Source organism: Pseudomonas sp. MPFS, from assembly GCF_022537035.1.
GTDB classification, from domain to species: domain Bacteria; phylum Pseudomonadota; class Gammaproteobacteria; order Pseudomonadales; family Pseudomonadaceae; genus Aquipseudomonas; species Aquipseudomonas sessilinigenes.
This window is the reverse complement of record NZ_CP066123.1, coordinates 5,002,710-5,019,657: the sequence shown is the minus strand read 5'-3', so window position 1 is coordinate 5,019,657 and position 16,948 is coordinate 5,002,710. Positions and strand designations below refer to the sequence as shown.

16 protein-coding genes are annotated in these 16,948 nt (G+C 62.9%); 10 read left to right on the top strand and 6 right to left on the bottom strand.

Going from position 1 to position 16,948, the window contains the following annotated elements; all coding sequences use genetic code 11:
• Nucleotides 1–183: 183 nt before the first annotated feature.
• The 3 genes from aroC (at nt 184) to I9018_RS22825 (ending at nt 3,122) form a co-directional block, all read left to right on the top strand.
• On the top strand, nt 184–1,275 hold the full coding sequence (aroC, locus tag I9018_RS22835; RefSeq protein WP_068587617.1) for a chorismate synthase: 1,092 nt from the start codon (nt 184–186) through the stop codon (nt 1,273–1,275).
• Between the two features lie 28 nt (nt 1,276–1,303).
• Entirely contained in the window at nt 1,304–2,458 is a 1,155-nt protein-coding gene (locus I9018_RS22830) for an MFS transporter (RefSeq protein WP_164823717.1), read from the top strand.
• 127 nt (nt 2,459–2,585) lie between these two features.
• Complete coding sequence (locus I9018_RS22825) at nt 2,586–3,122, top strand: acireductone dioxygenase (protein WP_241107576.1); 537 nt, start codon at nt 2,586–2,588, stop codon at nt 3,120–3,122.
• Nucleotides 3,123–3,201: 79 nt separating this feature from the next.
• Here the strand turns inward: I9018_RS22825 and I9018_RS22820 are convergent, their stop codons facing one another.
• Nucleotides 3,202–3,480: a DUF3509 domain-containing protein gene (locus I9018_RS22820; protein ID WP_068587622.1), complete on the bottom strand. Its 279-nt coding sequence runs from the start codon at nt 3,478–3,480 to the stop codon at nt 3,202–3,204.
• A gap of 651 nt (nt 3,481–4,131) precedes the next feature.
• On the opposite strand from I9018_RS22820, the gene I9018_RS22815 reads away from it, so the two are divergent.
• The 5 genes from I9018_RS22815 (at nt 4,132) to I9018_RS22795 (ending at nt 9,918) form a co-directional block, all read left to right on the top strand.
• Nucleotides 4,132–5,970, top strand: coding sequence for a long-chain-acyl-CoA synthetase (locus tag I9018_RS22815; RefSeq protein WP_241107575.1), 1,839 nt, complete (start codon nt 4,132–4,134; stop codon nt 5,968–5,970).
• A 97-nt stretch (nt 5,971–6,067) separates the two neighbouring features.
• Nucleotides 6,068–6,586, top strand: coding sequence for an ankyrin repeat domain-containing protein (locus I9018_RS22810; protein ID WP_068587626.1), 519 nt, complete (start codon nt 6,068–6,070; stop codon nt 6,584–6,586).
• Nucleotides 6,587–6,696: 110 nt separating this feature from the next.
• A complete protein-coding gene (locus I9018_RS22805) occupies nt 6,697–7,227 on the top strand; it encodes a hypothetical protein (RefSeq protein ID WP_241107574.1) in 531 nt (176 codons plus the stop codon).
• 85 nt (nt 7,228–7,312) lie between these two features.
• Nucleotides 7,313–7,504, top strand: a complete 192-nt coding sequence (locus I9018_RS22800) for a PLD nuclease N-terminal domain-containing protein (RefSeq protein WP_068587630.1) — start codon at nt 7,313–7,315, stop codon at nt 7,502–7,504.
• Between the two features lie 326 nt (nt 7,505–7,830).
• Nucleotides 7,831–9,918 (top strand): LTA synthase family protein, encoded by a 2,088-nt coding sequence (locus tag I9018_RS22795; RefSeq protein WP_068587632.1) that lies wholly within the window; start codon nt 7,831–7,833, stop codon nt 9,916–9,918.
• A gap of 109 nt (nt 9,919–10,027) precedes the next feature.
• Here the strand turns inward: I9018_RS22795 and I9018_RS22790 are convergent, their stop codons facing one another.
• Nucleotides 10,028–10,186: a DUF3309 family protein gene (locus tag I9018_RS22790; protein ID WP_176719818.1), complete on the bottom strand. Its 159-nt coding sequence runs from the start codon at nt 10,184–10,186 to the stop codon at nt 10,028–10,030.
• A gap of 274 nt (nt 10,187–10,460) precedes the next feature.
• On the opposite strand from I9018_RS22790, the gene I9018_RS22785 reads away from it, so the two are divergent.
• Both I9018_RS22785 and I9018_RS22780 read left to right on the top strand, forming a co-directional pair.
• The gene (locus I9018_RS22785; RefSeq protein WP_068587636.1) at nt 10,461–11,276 is read left to right on the top strand and encodes an SDR family oxidoreductase; all 816 of its coding nucleotides are present in this window, start codon (nt 10,461–10,463) and stop codon (nt 11,274–11,276) included.
• 64 nt (nt 11,277–11,340) lie between these two features.
• Complete coding sequence (locus I9018_RS22780; RefSeq protein ID WP_068587638.1) at nt 11,341–11,673, top strand: YnfA family protein; 333 nt, start codon at nt 11,341–11,343, stop codon at nt 11,671–11,673.
• Between the two features lie 19 nt (nt 11,674–11,692).
• On the opposite strand, the gene I9018_RS22775 is transcribed toward I9018_RS22780, so the two are convergent.
• The 4 genes from I9018_RS22775 to I9018_RS22760 all read right to left on the bottom strand — a co-directional run bounded on the left by I9018_RS22775 (nt 11,693) and on the right by I9018_RS22760 (nt 16,795).
• The gene (locus I9018_RS22775) at nt 11,693–11,920 is read right to left on the bottom strand and encodes a YheU family protein (protein WP_068587640.1); all 228 of its coding nucleotides are present in this window, start codon (nt 11,918–11,920) and stop codon (nt 11,693–11,695) included.
• Nucleotides 11,921–12,007: 87 nt separating this feature from the next.
• Complete coding sequence (locus I9018_RS22770) at nt 12,008–13,192, bottom strand: osmoprotectant NAGGN system M42 family peptidase (RefSeq protein ID WP_241107573.1); 1,185 nt, start codon at nt 13,190–13,192, stop codon at nt 12,008–12,010.
• Between the two features lie 81 nt (nt 13,193–13,273).
• The gene (gene ngg / locus I9018_RS22765; RefSeq protein ID WP_241107572.1) at nt 13,274–15,019 is read right to left on the bottom strand and encodes an N-acetylglutaminylglutamine synthetase; all 1,746 of its coding nucleotides are present in this window, start codon (nt 15,017–15,019) and stop codon (nt 13,274–13,276) included.
• A 3-nt stretch (nt 15,020–15,022) separates the two neighbouring features.
• The gene (locus I9018_RS22760) at nt 15,023–16,795 is read right to left on the bottom strand and encodes an N-acetylglutaminylglutamine amidotransferase (protein ID WP_241107571.1); all 1,773 of its coding nucleotides are present in this window, start codon (nt 16,793–16,795) and stop codon (nt 15,023–15,025) included.
• Nucleotides 16,796–16,948: the final 153 nt, after the last annotated feature.

The following is a 16,948-nucleotide window of genomic DNA, read 5'->3' as shown; positions in this document are numbered from 1 at the left end:
CATGGATAAGGTGCCGGTTGGACTCGGCAGGGAACAGAAGGTTCGAGGATGAACTAGTTGGGTTGCCTGCGTATACTGGCGCGCTGCTGGGAGCTGTTGCCGTAGGTCGATGGATGATCGACAAGCCGTAACAGGCCCTGGTCCAGATTGAGTCATTCCAGCTGATTTCATGGAGCATCCCGCATGTCCGGCAATACCTACGGCAAGCTGTTCACTGTCACCACCGCAGGCGAAAGTCATGGGCCGGCGTTGGTCGCCATTGTCGACGGCTGTCCGCCGGGCCTGGAGCTGTCCCTGCAGGACCTGCAGCGCGACCTCGATCGACGCAAGCCCGGCACCAGCCGCCATACCACCCAGCGCCAGGAGCCCGACGAGGTCGAGATCCTCTCCGGGGTCTTCGAAGGCAAGACCACCGGCTGCTCCATTGGCCTGCTGATCCGCAACACTGACCAGAAATCCAAGGACTACTCGGCGATCAAGGATCTGTTTCGCCCAGCCCACGCTGACTACACCTATCACCACAAGTACGGGATCCGCGACTATCGTGGCGGCGGTCGCAGCTCGGCGCGGGAAACCGCCATGCGCGTGGCAGCCGGTGCCATTGCCAAGAAGTACCTGGCCAGCCAGGGCATCGTGGTGCGTGGCTACATGAGCCAGCTGGGCCCGATCGAAATCCCCTTCAAGACCTGGGACAGCGTGGAGGACAACGCCTTCTTCAGCCCTGATCCGGACAAGGTGCCGGAGCTGGAGGCCTACATGGACCAGCTGCGCCGTGACCAGGATTCCGTGGGCGCGAAGATCACCGTCGTTGCCGAGGGCGTGATGCCTGGGTTGGGCGAGCCGATCTTCGATCGCCTGGACGCCGAGCTGGCCCATGCGCTGATGAGCATCAACGCGGTCAAGGGCGTGGAAATCGGTGCCGGTTTCGCTTCGGTGGCCCAGCGTGGCACGGAACACCGGGACGAGCTGACGCCGGAAGGTTTCCTCAGCAACAACGCCGGCGGCATCCTCGGTGGCATCTCCTCGGGCCAGCCGATCGTTGCCCACCTGGCCCTCAAGCCGACTTCCAGCATCACCACCCCGGGCCGCTCCATCGATGTCGACGGTAACCCGGTGGACGTGATCACCAAGGGCCGTCACGACCCATGTGTCGGCATCCGCGCCACACCGATCGCCGAGGCGATGATGGCCATCGTGTTGATGGATCACTTGCTGCGTCATCGCGGCCAGAACGCCGACGTACGGGTCGGTACCCCAGTGCTGGGCCAGCTGTAATGGTGGCTCTGCCAGTCGCCGCGGTCTGATGACCGTGGCGGCATTGCCGTACTGGCGGCTTTCCAGTTTCTACCTGTTCTATTTCGCGCTGCTGGGTTCGACCGCGCCATTCCTGGCGCTGTATTTCGACCACCTGGGGTTTTCCAGCGCGCGGATCGGCGAGCTGGTGGCCATCCCCATGCTCATGCGGTGCGTGGCGCCGAACCTCTGGGGCTGGCTTGGCGACTACACCGGCCGGCGCCTGGCTATCGTGCGCTTTGGCGCCGTTTGCACGCTGGCCAGCTTCTCTCTGATCTTCGTCGACAAGAGCTACGCCTGGCTGGCGATGGTCATGGCCCTGCATGCATTCTTCTGGCATGCGGTCCTGCCGCAGTTCGAGGTCATCACCCTGGCCCATTTGCAGGGCCAGGCCTCGCGCTACAGCCAGATTCGCCTTTGGGGGTCCATCGGTTTCATTCTCACGGTGGTGGCCCTGGGGCGACTGTTCGAGTGGTTGAGCCTGGATATCTACCCGGTCACGCTGGTGGTGATCATGGGCGGTATCGTGCTCAGCAGCTTGTGGGTGCCCAACGCCCAACCCCAGGCCCATGGGCAGCGCCCGGCAGGCGAGGGTTTTGTCCAGCAGCTTCTCAAGCCTGGCGTGCTGGCTTTCTATCTGTGCGTGGCACTGATGCAGATGAGCCATGGGCCTTACTACACCTTCCTGACCCTGCACCTGGAGCGACTGGGCTACAGTCGTGGCCTGATCGGCATGCTCTGGGCTCTGGGGGTGGTGGCCGAAGTGCTGATGTTCCTGGCCATGAGCCGGATCCTGGCGCGGTTTTCCGTGCGCCGGGTGCTGCTGGCCAGTTTCCTGCTGGCAGCCCTGCGCTGGTTGCTCCTGGGCAGCCTGGCGGAGTTCCTCTGGGTGCTGTTGCTGGCCCAGGTGCTGCACGCCGCGACTTTCGGCAGCTTCCATGCGGCGGCCATTCATTTCGTCCAACGCAGCTTCGGCGCACGCCAGCAAGGCCAGGGCCAGGCGCTTTACGCAGCCCTGGCGGGTACTGGGGGCGCCCTGGGGGCCCTGTATTCAGGCTATAGCTGGAATGCCCTGGGGGCGACATTGACCTTTAGTATGGCGAGCGTCGCGGCCCTGGCTGCAGCCGTTATCATTGCCACCCGCATGCCCGAGGAGAGGTCTTGAACCTGTCCTGGGGTGCATGCTTTCAAGTCACCCTAACTGCCCTGGCTTTCTTTAGTTGAAGAAGCTGCCAGCTGATGTGTAGCCCCAGGCGGCCCTTGGGGTGTTACCGAAACCGAGGAATTGCATGATGAGCAGCCTGTCCGTCTATCACGTATCCAGCCCGGACCTGCCGAACAAGGTGTTGACCCACTTCGAGGATATCGCCGCGACCCTGGTCGAGCGGGGCGTTGGTTTCGAGCGCTGGCCGGCCAGCGTTCGGGTCGAGCCGGGAACCGCCGAGCAGGAGGTACTGGCAGCCTGCCGGGAGGCGCTCGATCAGTTGTCGGTCGAACGTGGCCATGGCTCGTTCGCCGTGCTCAGCCGCAAGGGCAGTTTCGCGGATATCGATGCCAATCTTCCCGAGGAGCAGCGGCTGGATGTCGCCCAGGCACACTGGTTCGTCGCCGGACGTGGCCTGCTCTACTTGCACATCGATGACTACGTCTATGGCCTGGTGTGCGAAAGGCATGACCTGGTGTCGCTGCCAGCGGGTATCGCTCATTGGTTCGATATGGGGGAGCGCCCGAATCTGCTGGCCGTCCGTTTGTCCGGCAAAGATGCAGCGCAGGCCGCGAGGGCCACTGGCGATGATATCGCCAGCCGTTTCCCACGCCTGGAAGACTAGTAACAAACCTGTCCCCCAATGCACTCGGGCCGACGCCACGCAAGGTGGGGTCGGCCCGAGCACTTGAATCCAGCGCGGCTTACAGGGAGTGGTAAGTCGGCAGGGCGAAGCGGTTCTGGCTTTGCAGCATCGAGATCTGGGGCAATTCGCTGGCCTGTTCGGCCAAGTCACGGCGAATGGCACTGATGACCCAGGACAACTGGTCCGAGGCATGTAGCTGCGCATAGGAGATCGAGCGCTTGAATTCCTTGCCCTCGCTATTGCGCAGGGTCAGCAGGATGCCGCCATCGGGGCGGGCCAGGGTGGTCACTTCGAAGTTGGAGAACAGGGAAGAAAACTTTTCTTGGATCAGGCTCATGTCTATCAGCTCCGTGAGTGCTTGAAGGGCAACGTGAAGTGATAGGTGCAGTGATTGTGCCAGTATTGTCTTTTTAAAAAGTCTTTATAAATCAATTAGTTATATTTGTGTCAAGAAAATCAGTTCGTGCAAAATGCATGAACGGGCATCGTGCACCCTGCATTTTGCAGGTTGTCGCAAGGTCAGGCAGGGCCTTAAGGCATGGAATGCGAGCGCTGCCCAGAGGATAAATTTCAATGGGTGGAACAGGGCCGGCGAGGTCGCTGCAGAGATACAAAAGTTTGCAAAAACCTCGTGTACAGGCTCGAGATCGCTGACGTATTTTTCAGCTCGTTACCCCCTGGCAGTAGGCTCCTTGCGCAGGTGCTTGAGGGTGGGTTCCAGCGACATGGAATGTGTAGCGGCGCGATCTTGCGATCCCGCCCGACGGATAATAAGAACATAGGACGCCTCCATGAAATATCTCTGCACCGTACCGCCGGCTCTTTTCGGGGCCTGGCGCCAACCCTGCCTTTTTTCCCTCCGTGACGTGGCCCGTGATCGTGGCCTGGCGGCCTGTCGGATCGCCATCCCGGGCTGAGCCTGGTGCGATCTGTTGCCAATGCCCGGCAGCTTGCCGGGACAGACCTTCGTCGTCGAATCGGAGCAACCATGAACAAGCACAAGAGCGACATGATCACCTGGGGCATGATGCTGCGTAAGGTGCCGTCCATTGCCAGGGCACTGCCACGGGTGGTGCGCGGCATGAAGGCAGGGAACATCGAGAAACCCGACCAGCCCTGTGGCCTGGGCTGGAGCTTCGAGCAAGCAAGCAGACGCAATCCCGATGGTCCGGCCTTGCTGTGTGGCGACCGGGTGCTGAGTTATTCCCAGGTCAATCAATGGGCCAACCGCATCGCGGCCTACTTGCAGGGGCAGGGCATCGTCAAGGGCGATGTGCTGGCGATCTTCATCGAGAATCGCCCCGAGTTGCTGGTCACCGTGCTGGCGGTGGCCAAGCTGGGGGGCATCTGTGCCATGGTCAATACCGCGCAGACCCAGGGTGTGCTGGTACACAGCCTGGCGTTGGTGAAGCCGGTGGCAATCGTGGTCGGTGCCGAGTTGCTGGGCGCCTATTCGGCGGTGCGCGACCAGGTCGGAATCGACTCGCGACGCACCTGGTACGTGGCCGATCAAGACACCCTGGCCGATCCTGGCCCGACTCCCGAGGGGCTGGTCAATGTGATGGCCGAGAGTGCTGGATACCCGTCGGACAACCTGCCCCAGACCCAGCAGGTCTTTCTCGACGACCCCTGCTTCTATATCTACACCTCCGGCACCACGGGCCTGCCCAAGGCCGGGATCTTCAAGCATGGGCGCTGGATGCGCACCAGTGCCGGCTTCGGCACCATCGCCCTGGATATGCAGCCTGCGGATGTGGTGTATTGCACCTTGCCGCTCTACCACGCCACGGGCCTGTGCGTGTGCTGGGGCTCGGCCATCACCGGTGCCTCGGGTTTCGCCATCCGCCGCAAGTTCAGCGCCAGCCAGTTCTGGGACGATGCCCGGCGCTTCAAGGCGACCACCATCGGTTATGTCGGTGAATTGTGCCGTTACCTGATCGACCAGCCGGGCTCTGAGCGCGATAACGACCATGGTGTCTTCAAGATGATCGGCAACGGCTTGCGACCAGGTGTCTGGAGCGAGTTCAAGCAGCGCTTTGGCGTGAATCATATCTGCGAGCTGTATGCCGCCAGCGACGGCAATATCGGCTTCAGCAATATTCTCAACTTCGACAATACCGTGGGTTTTTCCCTGATCCCCTGGGCCCTGGTGGAGTACGCCCACGACACCGGTGCGCCCTTGCGCAATAGCCAGGGCTTTATGCAGAAGGTTGCCAAGGGGGGGCAGGGCCTGCTGCTGGCGAAGATCGATGACAAGGCGCCCCTGGATGGATACACCGACCCGGAGAAGAACCTCAAGGTGATCCTCAAGGATGTGTTCGAGAAGGGCGATAGCTACTTCAATACCGGCGACTTGCTACGCGACATAGGCTTCGGCCATGTGCAGTTCGTCGATCGCCTGGGCGACACCTATCGCTGGAAGGGCGAAAACGTGTCGACCACCGAAGTGGAGAATATTCTCCTGGGGCACCCGCAGATTGCCGAGGTGGTGGCCTATGGGGTTGAAATCCACAACACCAACGGGCGGGCCGGGATGGTGGCGATTACGCCGGCGGAGTCCCTGGCGACCCTGGACTTCAATGCCTTGCTGCAGTTTGCCAGGCAGCAACTGCCGTCCTACGCGGTACCGCTGTTCTTGCGGATCAAGGTGAAGATGGATACCACCGGTACTTTCAAGTACCAGAAGAGCCGCCTCAAGGAGCAGGCCTTCGATCTTGAGCACACTGGCGACGATCCGGTCTATGCCTGGTTGCCGGGCACGGACACCTATGTGCGGCTGACCCCGCAGCTTCTGGCCGATATCCAGGGCGGTCGCCTGCGCTATTGATTCTGTCTATGGCCGCTCTTGGGAAAAAGGGGATGACAGGCCGCGGTTGGCTTGGGGAAACTAGCGGCTTTCCGATTTGCCGAACCTGGAGTTTCCGATGACCGACAAAAGCCGCCAGATGACCGAAGACGAGGCTGCCCAGTTTGTCGAGCAGGTATTCAACGTCGCTCGCCAGGGCGATGCCCAGATGCTCGACCGGCTGGCCGCTGGTGGCCTGCCGGTCAACCTGCGCAATCACAAGGGTGACACCTTGCTGATGCTCACTGCCTACTACGGGCATGTGGATGCGGTAAAGGTACTGCTCAAGCACAAGGCCGACCCTGAGATCCGTAATGACAACGGCCAGAGCCCGATTGCCGGTGCCGCTTTCAAGGGTGACCTGGCGGTGGTCCAGGCGCTGGTAGAGGGTGGAGCGCAGGTGGAAGGGGCCTCCTTCGATGGGCGCACTGCCTTGATGATGGCGGCGATGTTCAACCGTACCGAGATCGTGACCTACCTGATCGGCCAGGGGGCTGATCCCAAGGCTCGTGATGCCAATGGCGTCAATGCCCTTGAGGCAGCCAGGACCATGGGGGCTGCCGATACCACGGCGCAACTGGAAAAAATCCTGGGTTGACGCTGTGGGCCGTACGAGGGCTGGGTGCCCTCGTGACGGCAATAGGAGCAACGCTGCACTTTAGGCTATCCTTCGCGCCCTCGAAATTCCCTTGCCTGCAGGATATGCCCATGAAAACCGCCCTTATCGAACTCATCAGCAAAATCAGCTCCGGGTGCATGGGCGATGCCGAGATCCAGCGCATCGCGGACGAAGCGGCCCAGGCGTATGCCGACCCCGAGGCGTTCCTGGCGGCCAATCCCGATATCAACTACGACGACAGCTTTCCCATTCCCCTGGGGGAGTGGGTGGTGGTCGGCAGCCTGCCTGATACCGTGCTGTTCCAGGCGGACACCTATGTGGAGCTGTTCTCCGGGATCGTGGCTTCGTTCGGGCAGGAAGTGTCCTTCAATATCAAGCCCAAGCAGCTGGCCAAGACCGAGGCGTTGACCGCCCTGAACCGTATCCAGATCCAGATGGGTAGCATGAATCCGGAGAACGGCGGTTATGTGCTGATGAATTTCAGCCAGTTGCTCGACGACCAATTGCAGATGGTGCTGGTCTACGGCAACGATGTGCCACGGGTCCTGGAACTGTGTGCCGAAGTCGGGATCAGCGCAGCCCCAGCCCTGGAAGCATTGAAGGTTGCGCTGCACGTTTGAGTTGTCCGCGGCACCGGAATAAAACGGAACCCTGCCACGCCCCGGCTATCCTAGAAGAAACATGCCATCATTCGGGAGCGACATCATGGGTTCCACCTTCAACGGCCTGGTCGGCCTGATCATCCTGGCCCTGGATATCTGGGCCATCATCAACGTCCTGAAAAGCGGTGCCGAGACCGGGATGAAGATCCTCTGGGTACTGCTGATCATTTTCCTGCCGGTGCTTGGGTTGATCATCTGGGCCATTGCCGGCCCACGAGGTGATGTCCGTCTCTGAATCCCAAGGTGGACGGTGCCGCAAGTGGTTACATGAAAAAGGGCCGCAAGGCCCTTTTTTGTGACTAAACATGCGTTGAACGAAATTTTCACAAACGCTTTAAGACAATTCCCCGGCGCTTATTCCTCGGTATAACCCCCTGCAATCTCTTGTGCCAGAGCCATTGGTAACGTGGGTGACGCGGTCTTCCACGAATCAATGGCAATGCCTTGAGTGATCGTGCAACATTCGCGCACCGCGTATTTCCCCGGCGCCCTGGTGGCAAACAAGAGGGCAGAACGCCGCTAGCTTTTTGCAATTTAACTTCCAATGGGTCCTAAAACGACATGGCAAACTCGGATGCCCTGAGCCAGCAGCGATCCTCGAATCGCCTGCTGCAACCGACCGTTAAATCCCACCTGGCCTACACGCTCCTTTGTGCGCTGGTCATGATGGTGATGCTCTCCCTGTTGCGCGTTGCGCTGTTGATCTACAACCGCGAGATGATTCTCGACACGCCGGCCTCGACCTTCCTCGAGGCGTTCGCCAACGGGCTGCGTTTCGACCTGCGCCTGGTGGTCTATATCAGCGTGCCCCTGGTCCTGGCGCTGTTCAGCGCCCGAGCCATGGCTGCCCGTGGCGTGCTGCGCTTCTGGCTGACCGTGACGTCCAGCATCGCGTTGTTCCTCGGCCTGATGGAGATGGACTTCTATCGCGAATTCCACCAGCGCCTCAACGGCCTGGTCTTCCAATACGTGAAGGAAGATCCGAAGACCGTGATGAGCATGCTCTGGTATGGCTTCCCGGTGGTTCGCTATCTGTTGGCCTGGGCCGTGGGAACCTGGCTGCTGAGCCTGGCGTTCAAGGGGGCCGACCGTGCCACCCGCCCTCGTGGCCCATTCAGCGGTGGCAACATCGGGACCCGCCAGGTCGCTCCCTGGTATACCCGGCTGGCGGTATTCGTGGTGTGCCTGGTGATCTGCGTGGTCGCTGCCCGTGGCACCCTGCGCCAAGGCCCGCCCATGCGCTGGGGCGATGTCTACACCACTGAGTCGAACTTCGCCAACCAGCTGGGCCTTAACGGCACGCTGCAATTGCTCGCCGCCGCCAAGGACCGCATGTCCGAGGACCGGACCAATATCTGGAAGGCGACCCTGCCCCAGCCTGAGGCACAGCAGACCGTACGCGACATGCTGCTGGTCCCGAGCGATAAGCTGGTGGATGCCGACATTGCAGCTGTACGCCGTAACTACACGCCGGATGCCGACAAGACCCTGCCGATCAAGAATGTCGTCGTCATCCTCATGGAAAGCTTTGCTGGACATTCTGTGGGGGCCTTGGGACGTCCTGGGGAAATCACTCCGTATTTCGACAAGCTGTCCAAGCAGGGCCTGCTGTTCGATCGCTTCTTCTCCAACGGCACTCATACCCACCAGGGCATGTTCGCCACCATGGCCTGCTTCCCCAACCTGCCAGGTTTCGAATACCTGATGCAGACCCCGGAAGGCAGCCACAAGCTTTCCGGCCTGCCGCAACTGCTCAGCGCGCGCAAGTTCGATGATGTGTATGTCTACAATGGCGACTTCGCCTGGGACAACCAGTCGGGGTTCTTCAGCAACCAGGGCATGACCAACTTCATCGGCCGTAACGACTTCGTCAACCCGGTGTTCTCCGATCCGACTTGGGGCGTGTCCGACCAGGATATGTTCAATCGTGGCTTGGAAGAGCTGAAGGCCCGGGAAGGCAAGGGGCCGTTCTACGCCCTGCTGCAAACCCTGTCCAACCACACGCCGTACGCGTTGCCGACACCGTTGCCGGTGGAGAAGGTGACCGATCGTGGCAGCCTCAACGAACACTTGACCGCCATGCGTTACTCCGACTGGGCCCTGGGCCAGTTCTTCGAGAAGGCGAGCAAGGAGCCCTACTTCAAGGAGACGCTGTTTGTCGTGGTCGGTGACCATGGTTTTGGCAACGAGCAGCAGATCACCGAAATGGACCTGGGGCGTTTCAACGTGCCGATGCTGATGATCGCTCCGGGCATCCAGGAGAAGTTCGGCCAGCGTGACCACACTGTGGGGACCCAGATCGACATCGTGCCGACCATCATGGGCCGCCTGGGTGGTGATGTGCTGCATCAGTGCTGGGGACGTGACTTGCTCAACCTGCCGGAAGGTGACAAGGGCTTTGGTGTGATCAAGCCGTCCGGCAGCGACCAGACCGTAGCCCTGCTGACGGCCGATCGCGTGCTGGTACTGCCCAAGGACATGCCGCCGCGGCTGTACAAGTATGAGCTGGGCAGCAACCCTACTGGCGAGCAGATCCCCGAGGCCGCCGATGAGGCCCAACTCAAGCAGAAGCTGGAGTCGTTCCTGCAGACCGCTACCAAGAGCCTGATGGATAACACCGCAGGCGTGGTCAATGGCAAGCCCGACTGATTCCCGGCCTGTTAGCTGACTGACTGAACACCCCTCCTGCAGGGGTGTTTTTTTGCCTGGGGGAAACCGGGAATAACGCTAGGTGGCTGGTCGTGGGCGAGGCGACGGGCTAGATCCTGCCAAGCAACAGCAAGACCAGCAGCACCACCAGCACCGTGCCAATGAGCCCCGAGGGACCGTAGCCCCAGCTTCTTGAATGGGGAAATACCGGCAGGCCGCCAATCAGCAGCAGAATCAGGATGATGATCAAAAGAGTGCCCATATCGATGTCCTTGCCTGGTGTGTTGTTCGATGGCCGGCTGCTGCAGGACTGTCGGTCCTGCAGCAGCGACGCTCCTACTGATTCCGACCTGGGTAGGGCAGGGAAGATTCAAGTTCATTGCCTGCCGGTTGCCAGTTCCAGGCACGGAGAGTGGCCAGGACAGGCCTGGGACCGAGGCACGGGTTTGCCCGCGCCATTCAGCACCCTGATGGTGCATGGGTGAGGTCGGGGCCTTCGCTACACTGGCGCTCATCTTTCCCGGAACAACAAGGCAACTCTTATGCAAAACCGCATGATGATCACTGGCGCGGGCTCCGGTCTGGGGCGCGAAATCGCTTTGCGCTGGGCGCGTGAGGGTTGGCGGCTGGCCTTGTCCGATGTCAACGAAACCGGTTTGCAGGAAACCCTGAAGCTGGTGCGCGAGGCGGGTGGCGATGGCTTCGTGCAGCGCTGCGATGTGCGTGACTACAGCCAACTGACCGCGTTCGCCCAGGCTTGCGAGCTCAAGTTCGGTGGCATCGATATCATCGTCAACAACGCCGGCGTGGCTTCCGGTGGCTTCTTCAGCGAGCTGTCCCTGGAGGATTGGGACTGGCAGATCGCGATCAACCTGATGGGCGTGGTCAAGGGCTGCAAGGCCTTCCTGCCGCTGCTGGAGCAGAGCAAGGGCAAGATCATCAACATCGCCTCCATGGCGGCACTGATGCAGGGGCCGGCGATGAGCAACTACAACGTGGCCAAGGCTGGTGTGGTGGCGCTCTCCGAGAGCCTGCTGGTCGAGCTGGCGCAGCAGGAAATCGCCGTTCACGTGGTGTGCCCGTCGTTCTTCCAGACCAACCTGCTGGACTCCTTCCGTGGCCCGACCCCGGCCATGAAGGCCCAGGTGGGCAAGCTGCTGGAAAGTTCGCCCATTTCCGCGACCCAGATCGCCGACTACATCCATGCCCAGGTCGAGGCTGGCCAATTCATGATCCTGCCCCATGAACAGGGGCGCATGGCTTGGGCCTTGAAGCAGAAGAACCCCCAGGTGCTGTACGACGAGATGACGCTGATGGCCGACAAGATGCGGGCCAAGGCCAGGCAGGGCGCCAGCTGAACTTGCCCGCGGGTCCGGGTCTGGTTAGGGTTGCCGGCATCTGGCAATCCTGACGAGACTTTGCATGCTCAACTACCTGTGGTTCTTCCTCGCCGCGCTGTTCGAAATCTTCGGCTGCTATGCCTTCTGGATGTGGTTGCGCCAGGGCAAGAGCGCCCTGTGGGTCATCCCCGCGTTGGTCAGCCTGACCCTGTTCGCCCTGCTGCTGACCAAGGTCGAGGCCGCCTACGCCGGGCGCGCCTATGCCGCCTACGGGGGCATCTATATCGTGGCGTCGATTGGCTGGCTGGCAGTGGTGGAGCGGGTCCGGCCCCTGGGCTCGGATTGGCTGGGGCTGGGGCTATGTGTGATCGGGGCCAGCATCATCCTGTTCGGCCCGCGATTCACGACCCCTTGAGCCCCGACCCGGCGGTGTTTCAGTCGAACAGTTCCTTGGGCACGTCGTGCTTGAGCATCAACTGGCACTGCTCGCTGTCGGGGTCGAAGACGATTACTGCCTGCCCCTTGCCCAGGGCCTGGCGAACCCGCAGGACTCGGGTTTCCAGCGGTGTTTCATCGCCGTTGTCGGTACCTTCGCGGGTGACGAAGTCCTCGATCAGGCGGGTCAGGGTGTCGACTTCAAGCAGCTCGTGGGGAATCAGCATAAGGGGGGCTCCGGCAAACAATCCCGGATGCTACCGGGGCCAGGTGCGCGCCGCCAGCCACCGCGTGCACAAACCCCTGGCTGGTTCTCAGGAGCGGTTGCCCACCAGGCTGTCCACCGAGGGCACCCGGGTCTCGCTCTCCATTTGCGCATCGTGCTCCAGTTGGTGGCTGAAGCGATCCAGGGAACCCTGGGCCGGTAGGGCGTCGCTGGCGAACACCGGCGGGCTGAGGATGTAGGCGCTCAGCAGCCGGGCCAGTGCAGCCAGGCTGTCGATATGGGTCCGTTCGTAGCCATGGGTGGCGTCGCAACCGAAGGCCAGCAGCGCAGTGCGGATATCGTGGCCGGCGGTGACCGCCGAATGGGCGTCACTGAAGTAATAGCGAAACAGGTCGCGCCGTACCGGCAACTCGTGCTCCCCGGCCAGGCGCAGCAGGTGCCGGGACAGGTGGTAGTCGTAGGGGCCGGCGGAGTCCTGCATGGCGACGCTGACCGCATGCTCGCTGGAGTGCTGGCCCGGAGCGACCGGGGCGATGTCGATGCCGACGAATTCACTGACGTCCCAGGGCAGGGCTGCGGCGGCACCGCTACCGGTTTCCTCGGTGATGGTGAACAGTGGGTGGCAGTCGATCGACAAGGGTTCGCCGCTGTCGACGATGGCCTTGAGGGCGGCCAGCAGGGCCGCGACCCCGGCCTTGTCATCCAGGTGCCGGGCGCTGATATGGCCGCTTTCGGTGAGCTCCGGCAGGGGGTCGAACGCGACGAAGTCCCCCACGCCGATGCCCAGGGATTCGCAGTCGGCGCGGGTGGTGCAGTAGGCGTCCAGGCGCAGCTCGATGTGGTCCCAACTGATGGGCAACTCGTCCACCGCGGTGTTGAAGGCGTGCCCGGAGGCCATCAACGGCAGCACGCTGCCGCGCAGCACGCCGTTGTCGGTGAACAGGCTGACCCGGCTGCCCTCGGCGAAGCGGCTGGACCAGCAGCCCACCGGCGCCAGGGTCAGGCGGCCGTTGTCCTTCACCGCGCGGACGCTGGCGCCGATGGTGTCCAGGTGCGCCGAGACGGCCCGGTCGGGGCTGTTCTTCTGGCCCTTGAGGGTGGCGCGGATGGTGCCGCGCCGGGTCAATTCGAAGGGAATGCCCAGTTCTTCCAGGCGCTCGGCGACATAGCGCACGATGGTGTCGGTGAAACCGGTGGGGCTGGGAATGGCGAGCATTTCCAGGAGGACCTTCTGCAGGTAGGCGAGGTCCGGTTCGGCGATCTTGCGGGTCATGGAAACTCCTGATGAAAAAACGCCCTGCGATGGCTTCGTCCAAGACCTGCGGCACTCGCTGGCGCCGCAGGTCCCAGGGGCTCAGGGGGTTGGTTGACTGAGGGGGAACAGCAGGTCGACAAAGCGCTCGGCCGTCGGTTGCGGTTCGTGGTTGGCCAGCCCGGCACGCTCGTTGGCTTCGATGAACACGTATTCGGGCTGGTCCGCCGCCGGCACCAACAGGTCCAGGCCGACCACCGGGATATCCAGGGCCCGGGCCGCGCGCACCGCGGCATCGGCCAGCTGCGGATGGAGGATGTCGGTGACGTCTTCCAGGGTGCCGCCGGTGTGCAGGTTGGCGGTACGCCGCACGCATAGCAGCTCGCCGGGTTCCAGCACGCTGTTGTAGTCGTAGCCGGCGGCGTGCAGGGTGCGCTGGGTCTCGTGGTCCAGGGGAATCCGGCTCTCGCCACCGGTGGCCGCTTGGCGTCGGCGGCTGCGGGCTTCGATCAACGCGCCGATGGAGTGCTGGCCATCGCCGATGATCTGTGCCGGGCGGCGGATGGCCGCGGCCACCACTTCGAAGCCGATCACCAGGATGCGCAGGTCCAGGCCCTCGTGGAAGCTTTCCAGCAGCACCCGGCTGTCGAACTTGCGAGCCTGGTCGATGGCCTGCTGCACCTCCTCGATGCTGCGCAGGTCCACCGCCACCCCCTGGCCCTGTTCGCCGTCCAGGGGCTTGACCACCACCCGTCGATGCTCGTCGAGGAACTCCAGGTTGTCATCGGCGTTACCCGCCAGGCGCTGGGCCGGCAGGTTCAGTCCGGCGTCCTTGAGCACCTTGTGGGTCAGGCTCTTGTCCTGGCACAGGGTCATGCTGATGGCGCTGGTCAGGTCGCTCAGGGATTCCCGGCAGCGCACCCGGCGCCCGCCGTGGCTGAGGGTGAACAGGCCGGCGGTGGCGTCATCGACCTGTACGTCGATACCCCGGCGATGGGCTTCCTCGACGATGATCCGGGCATAGGGGTTGAACTGCGCCTGGGGGCCAGGGCCAAGGAACAACGGCTGGTTGATGCCGTTCTTGCGCTTGATGGCGAAGGTCGAGAGGGTGCGAAAGCCCAGCTTGGCGTAGAGGTTCTTGGCCTGGCGGTTGTCGTGCAACACGGACAGGTCGAGGTGGCTCAGGCCACGGCTCATGAAGTGTTCGATCAGGTGGCGCACCAACACCTCGCCAACGCCCGGTCGGCTGCAGTCGGGGTCCACGGCCAGGCACCACAGGCTGCTGCCGTGCTCCGGGTCCTGGTAGGCCTTGTAATGGTCCAGGCCCATGACGCTGCCGATCAGGGCGCCGCTGTCCTCGTCCTCGGCCAGCCAGTAGACCGGCCCGCCCTGGTGGCGTGGGGTCAGCCGCTCTGGATCGATGGGCAGCATGCCCCGGGCCAGGTACAGCTGGTTGATGGCCTGCCAGTCGGCGGCGCTTTGCGCACGCCGGATACGAAAGCCACGGAATACCCGGGTGGCCTGGCGGTAGTCGCTGAACCACAGGCGCAGGGTGTCGGAGGGGTCAAGAAATAGCTGCGCCGGCTCCAGCCCCAGCACCTGCTGGGGCGCGGCCACATACAGCGCGATGTCCCGCTCGCCGGGACGCTCGTTGAGCAGTTCCTCGGCCAGCCGGGCGGCGTCGGGGAAGGTATGGCCGATCAGCAGGCGGCCCCAGCCGCAGTGCACGGCGACCGGGTCGTTGCCTGGCTCGCTGCCGTCTTCGGCAAAACGCGCCTGCAAGCGTTCGTAGGAGGGGGCCTGGCCGCGCAGCAGGCGTTGGCTGTAGGCCGTAGCATGGGCTTTCATCGGTCAGATTCCTTGTTCACTGAGCCACAGGTTCAACGCCGCCAGCTGCCACAGCTTGGAGCCGCGCAACGGCGTCAGCTGGCCCCTGGGATCGGTCAGCAGGCGGTCGAGCATCGCCGGATTGAACAGGCCGCGGTCCTGGCTCGGGTCCAGCAGCAGTTCGCGGACCCAGTCCAGGGTCTTGCCCTCCAGGTGCTTGAGCCCCGGTACCGGGAAGTAGCCTTTCTTGCGATCGATGACCTCGCTGGGAATCACCAGCCGCGCGGCCTCCTTGAGTACCTGCTTGCCGCCGTCTGGCAGCTTGAAGCGCGCCGGGACCCGGGCCGAGAGTTCCACCAGGCGATAGTCGAGAAATGGCGTGCGGGCCTCCAGGCCCCAGGCCATGGTCATGTTGTCCACGCGCTTGACCGGGTCGTCCACCAGCATCACCGTGCTGTCCAGGCGCAGGGCCTTGTCCACGGAGGCCTCGGCCCCGGGCCGGGCAAAATGTTCGCGGACGAAATCACCGGCGGCATCGTTGGCGGTCAGCCACTGCGGTTGCACGGTGGCGGCGTAGTCGTCGTAGCTGCGGTCGAAGAAGGCATCGCGGTAGGCAGCGTACGGGTCGCTGGCGCCGTCCACCTGCGGATACCAGTGGTAGCCGGCGAACAACTCGTCGGCACCCTGGCCGCTCTGCACCACCTTGCAGTGCTTGGCCACTTCCCGGGACAGCAAATAGAAGGCGATGCAGTCGTGGCTGACCATCGGCTCGCTCATGGCGCGAAACGCCGCCGGCAACTGCTCGATGATCTCGTGCTCGGCGATGCGCAGTTGGTGATGGCGGGTGCCGTAGTGCCGGGCGATCAGGTCGGAATACTGGAACTCGTCGCCCCGTTCGCCGCCGGCATCCTGGAATCCGATGGAGAAGGTCGACAGCTCGTCCACCCCGACTTCGCGCAGCAGGCCCACCAGCAGGCTGGAGTCGACGCCGCCGGACAGCAGCACGCCGACGTCCACCGCCGCCCGTTGCCGGATGGCCACCGCTTCACGGGTGCTGTCCAGCACCCGGTCGCGCCAGTCTTCCAGGGTCAGCCGGGTTTCGTCGGCGGCCGGGCCGTAGGCGAGGGTCCACCAGGTCTGCTGCTCGCTGCGGCCATCGGCCTCGATGCGCATCCAGGTGGCTGGCGGCAGTTTCTCGATGCCGGCCAGCAACGTCCTGGGGGCCGGGACCACGGCATGGAAGTTCAGGTAGTGGTTGAGGGCGACCGGATCGAGCAGCGGATCGATGTCGCCGCCCTTGAGCAGTGCCGGCAGGGTCGAGGCGAAACGCAGGCGCTGGCCGGTGCGCGACAGGTACAGGGGCTTGACCCCCAGGCGATCGCGGGCCAGGAACAGGCGCTTGCTGTCGCGCTCCCATATGGCGAAGGCGAACATGCCATTGAGCTTGGGCAGCAGCTCGGCGCCCCAGGCGTGGTAGCCCTTGAGCAGTACTTCGGTATCGCCCCCGGAATGAAAGGCATAACCCTTGGCTTCCAGTTCGGCGCGCAGCTCGGGGTAGTTGTAGATCGCGCCATTGAAGGCCAGGGACAGGCCCAGTTGGTTATCGACCATGGGCTGCGCCGAGCCGTCCGACAGGTCCATGATCTTCAGGCGGCGATGGCCCAGGGCGATCGGGCCCTGGCTGTGGAAGCCCCAGGCGTCGGGGCCGCGGGGGGCGAGGTGGTGGGTGATGCGTTCAACTGCCGCAAGGTCGGCAGGTTGGTGATCGAAACGTAGTTCTCCAGCTAATCCGCACATAAGTCCTTACCGGTTTTTTCCGTTGGGGAAGAGTCAATCCGTCGCCGCCAAAATGACGGCTACCAGGAAACTGACCTGTGCATAACTCGGGAGTTTTAGATCGATGGGTTATAAGCGCCAGGTCCTGTCCAACCCCGGACGGACCGGGGTAGG

Excerpts from the sequence above, each read along its gene's own strand:
- I9018_RS22760 (WP_241107571.1), bottom strand. The coding sequence starts at position 16,795 with ATGTGCGGATTAGCTGGAGAACTACGTTTCGATCACCAACCTGCCGAC.
- I9018_RS22785 (WP_068587636.1), top strand. The coding sequence starts at position 10,461 with ATGCAAAACCGCATGATGATCACTGGCGCGGGCTCCGGTCTGGGGCGC.
- I9018_RS22775 (WP_068587640.1), bottom strand. The coding sequence starts at position 11,920 with ATGCTGATTCCCCACGAGCTGCTTGAAGTCGACACCCTGACCCGCCTG.
- I9018_RS22830 (WP_164823717.1), top strand. The coding sequence starts at position 1,304 with ATGACCGTGGCGGCATTGCCGTACTGGCGGCTTTCCAGTTTCTACCTG.
- I9018_RS22805 (WP_241107574.1), top strand. The coding sequence starts at position 6,697 with ATGAAAACCGCCCTTATCGAACTCATCAGCAAAATCAGCTCCGGGTGC.
- ngg (WP_241107572.1), bottom strand. The coding sequence starts at position 15,019 with ATGAAAGCCCATGCTACGGCCTACAGCCAACGCCTGCTGCGCGGCCAG.
- aroC (WP_068587617.1), top strand. The coding sequence starts at position 184 with ATGTCCGGCAATACCTACGGCAAGCTGTTCACTGTCACCACCGCAGGC.
- I9018_RS22770 (WP_241107573.1), bottom strand. The coding sequence starts at position 13,192 with ATGACCCGCAAGATCGCCGAACCGGACCTCGCCTACCTGCAGAAGGTC.
- I9018_RS22825 (WP_241107576.1), top strand. The coding sequence starts at position 2,586 with ATGAGCAGCCTGTCCGTCTATCACGTATCCAGCCCGGACCTGCCGAAC.
- I9018_RS22820 (WP_068587622.1), bottom strand. The coding sequence starts at position 3,480 with ATGAGCCTGATCCAAGAAAAGTTTTCTTCCCTGTTCTCCAACTTCGAA.
- I9018_RS22780 (WP_068587638.1), top strand. The coding sequence starts at position 11,341 with ATGCTCAACTACCTGTGGTTCTTCCTCGCCGCGCTGTTCGAAATCTTC.
- I9018_RS22810 (WP_068587626.1), top strand. The coding sequence starts at position 6,068 with ATGACCGACAAAAGCCGCCAGATGACCGAAGACGAGGCTGCCCAGTTT.
- I9018_RS22795 (WP_068587632.1), top strand. The coding sequence starts at position 7,831 with ATGGCAAACTCGGATGCCCTGAGCCAGCAGCGATCCTCGAATCGCCTG.
- I9018_RS22815 (WP_241107575.1), top strand. The coding sequence starts at position 4,132 with ATGAACAAGCACAAGAGCGACATGATCACCTGGGGCATGATGCTGCGT.
- I9018_RS22800 (WP_068587630.1), top strand. The coding sequence starts at position 7,313 with ATGGGTTCCACCTTCAACGGCCTGGTCGGCCTGATCATCCTGGCCCTG.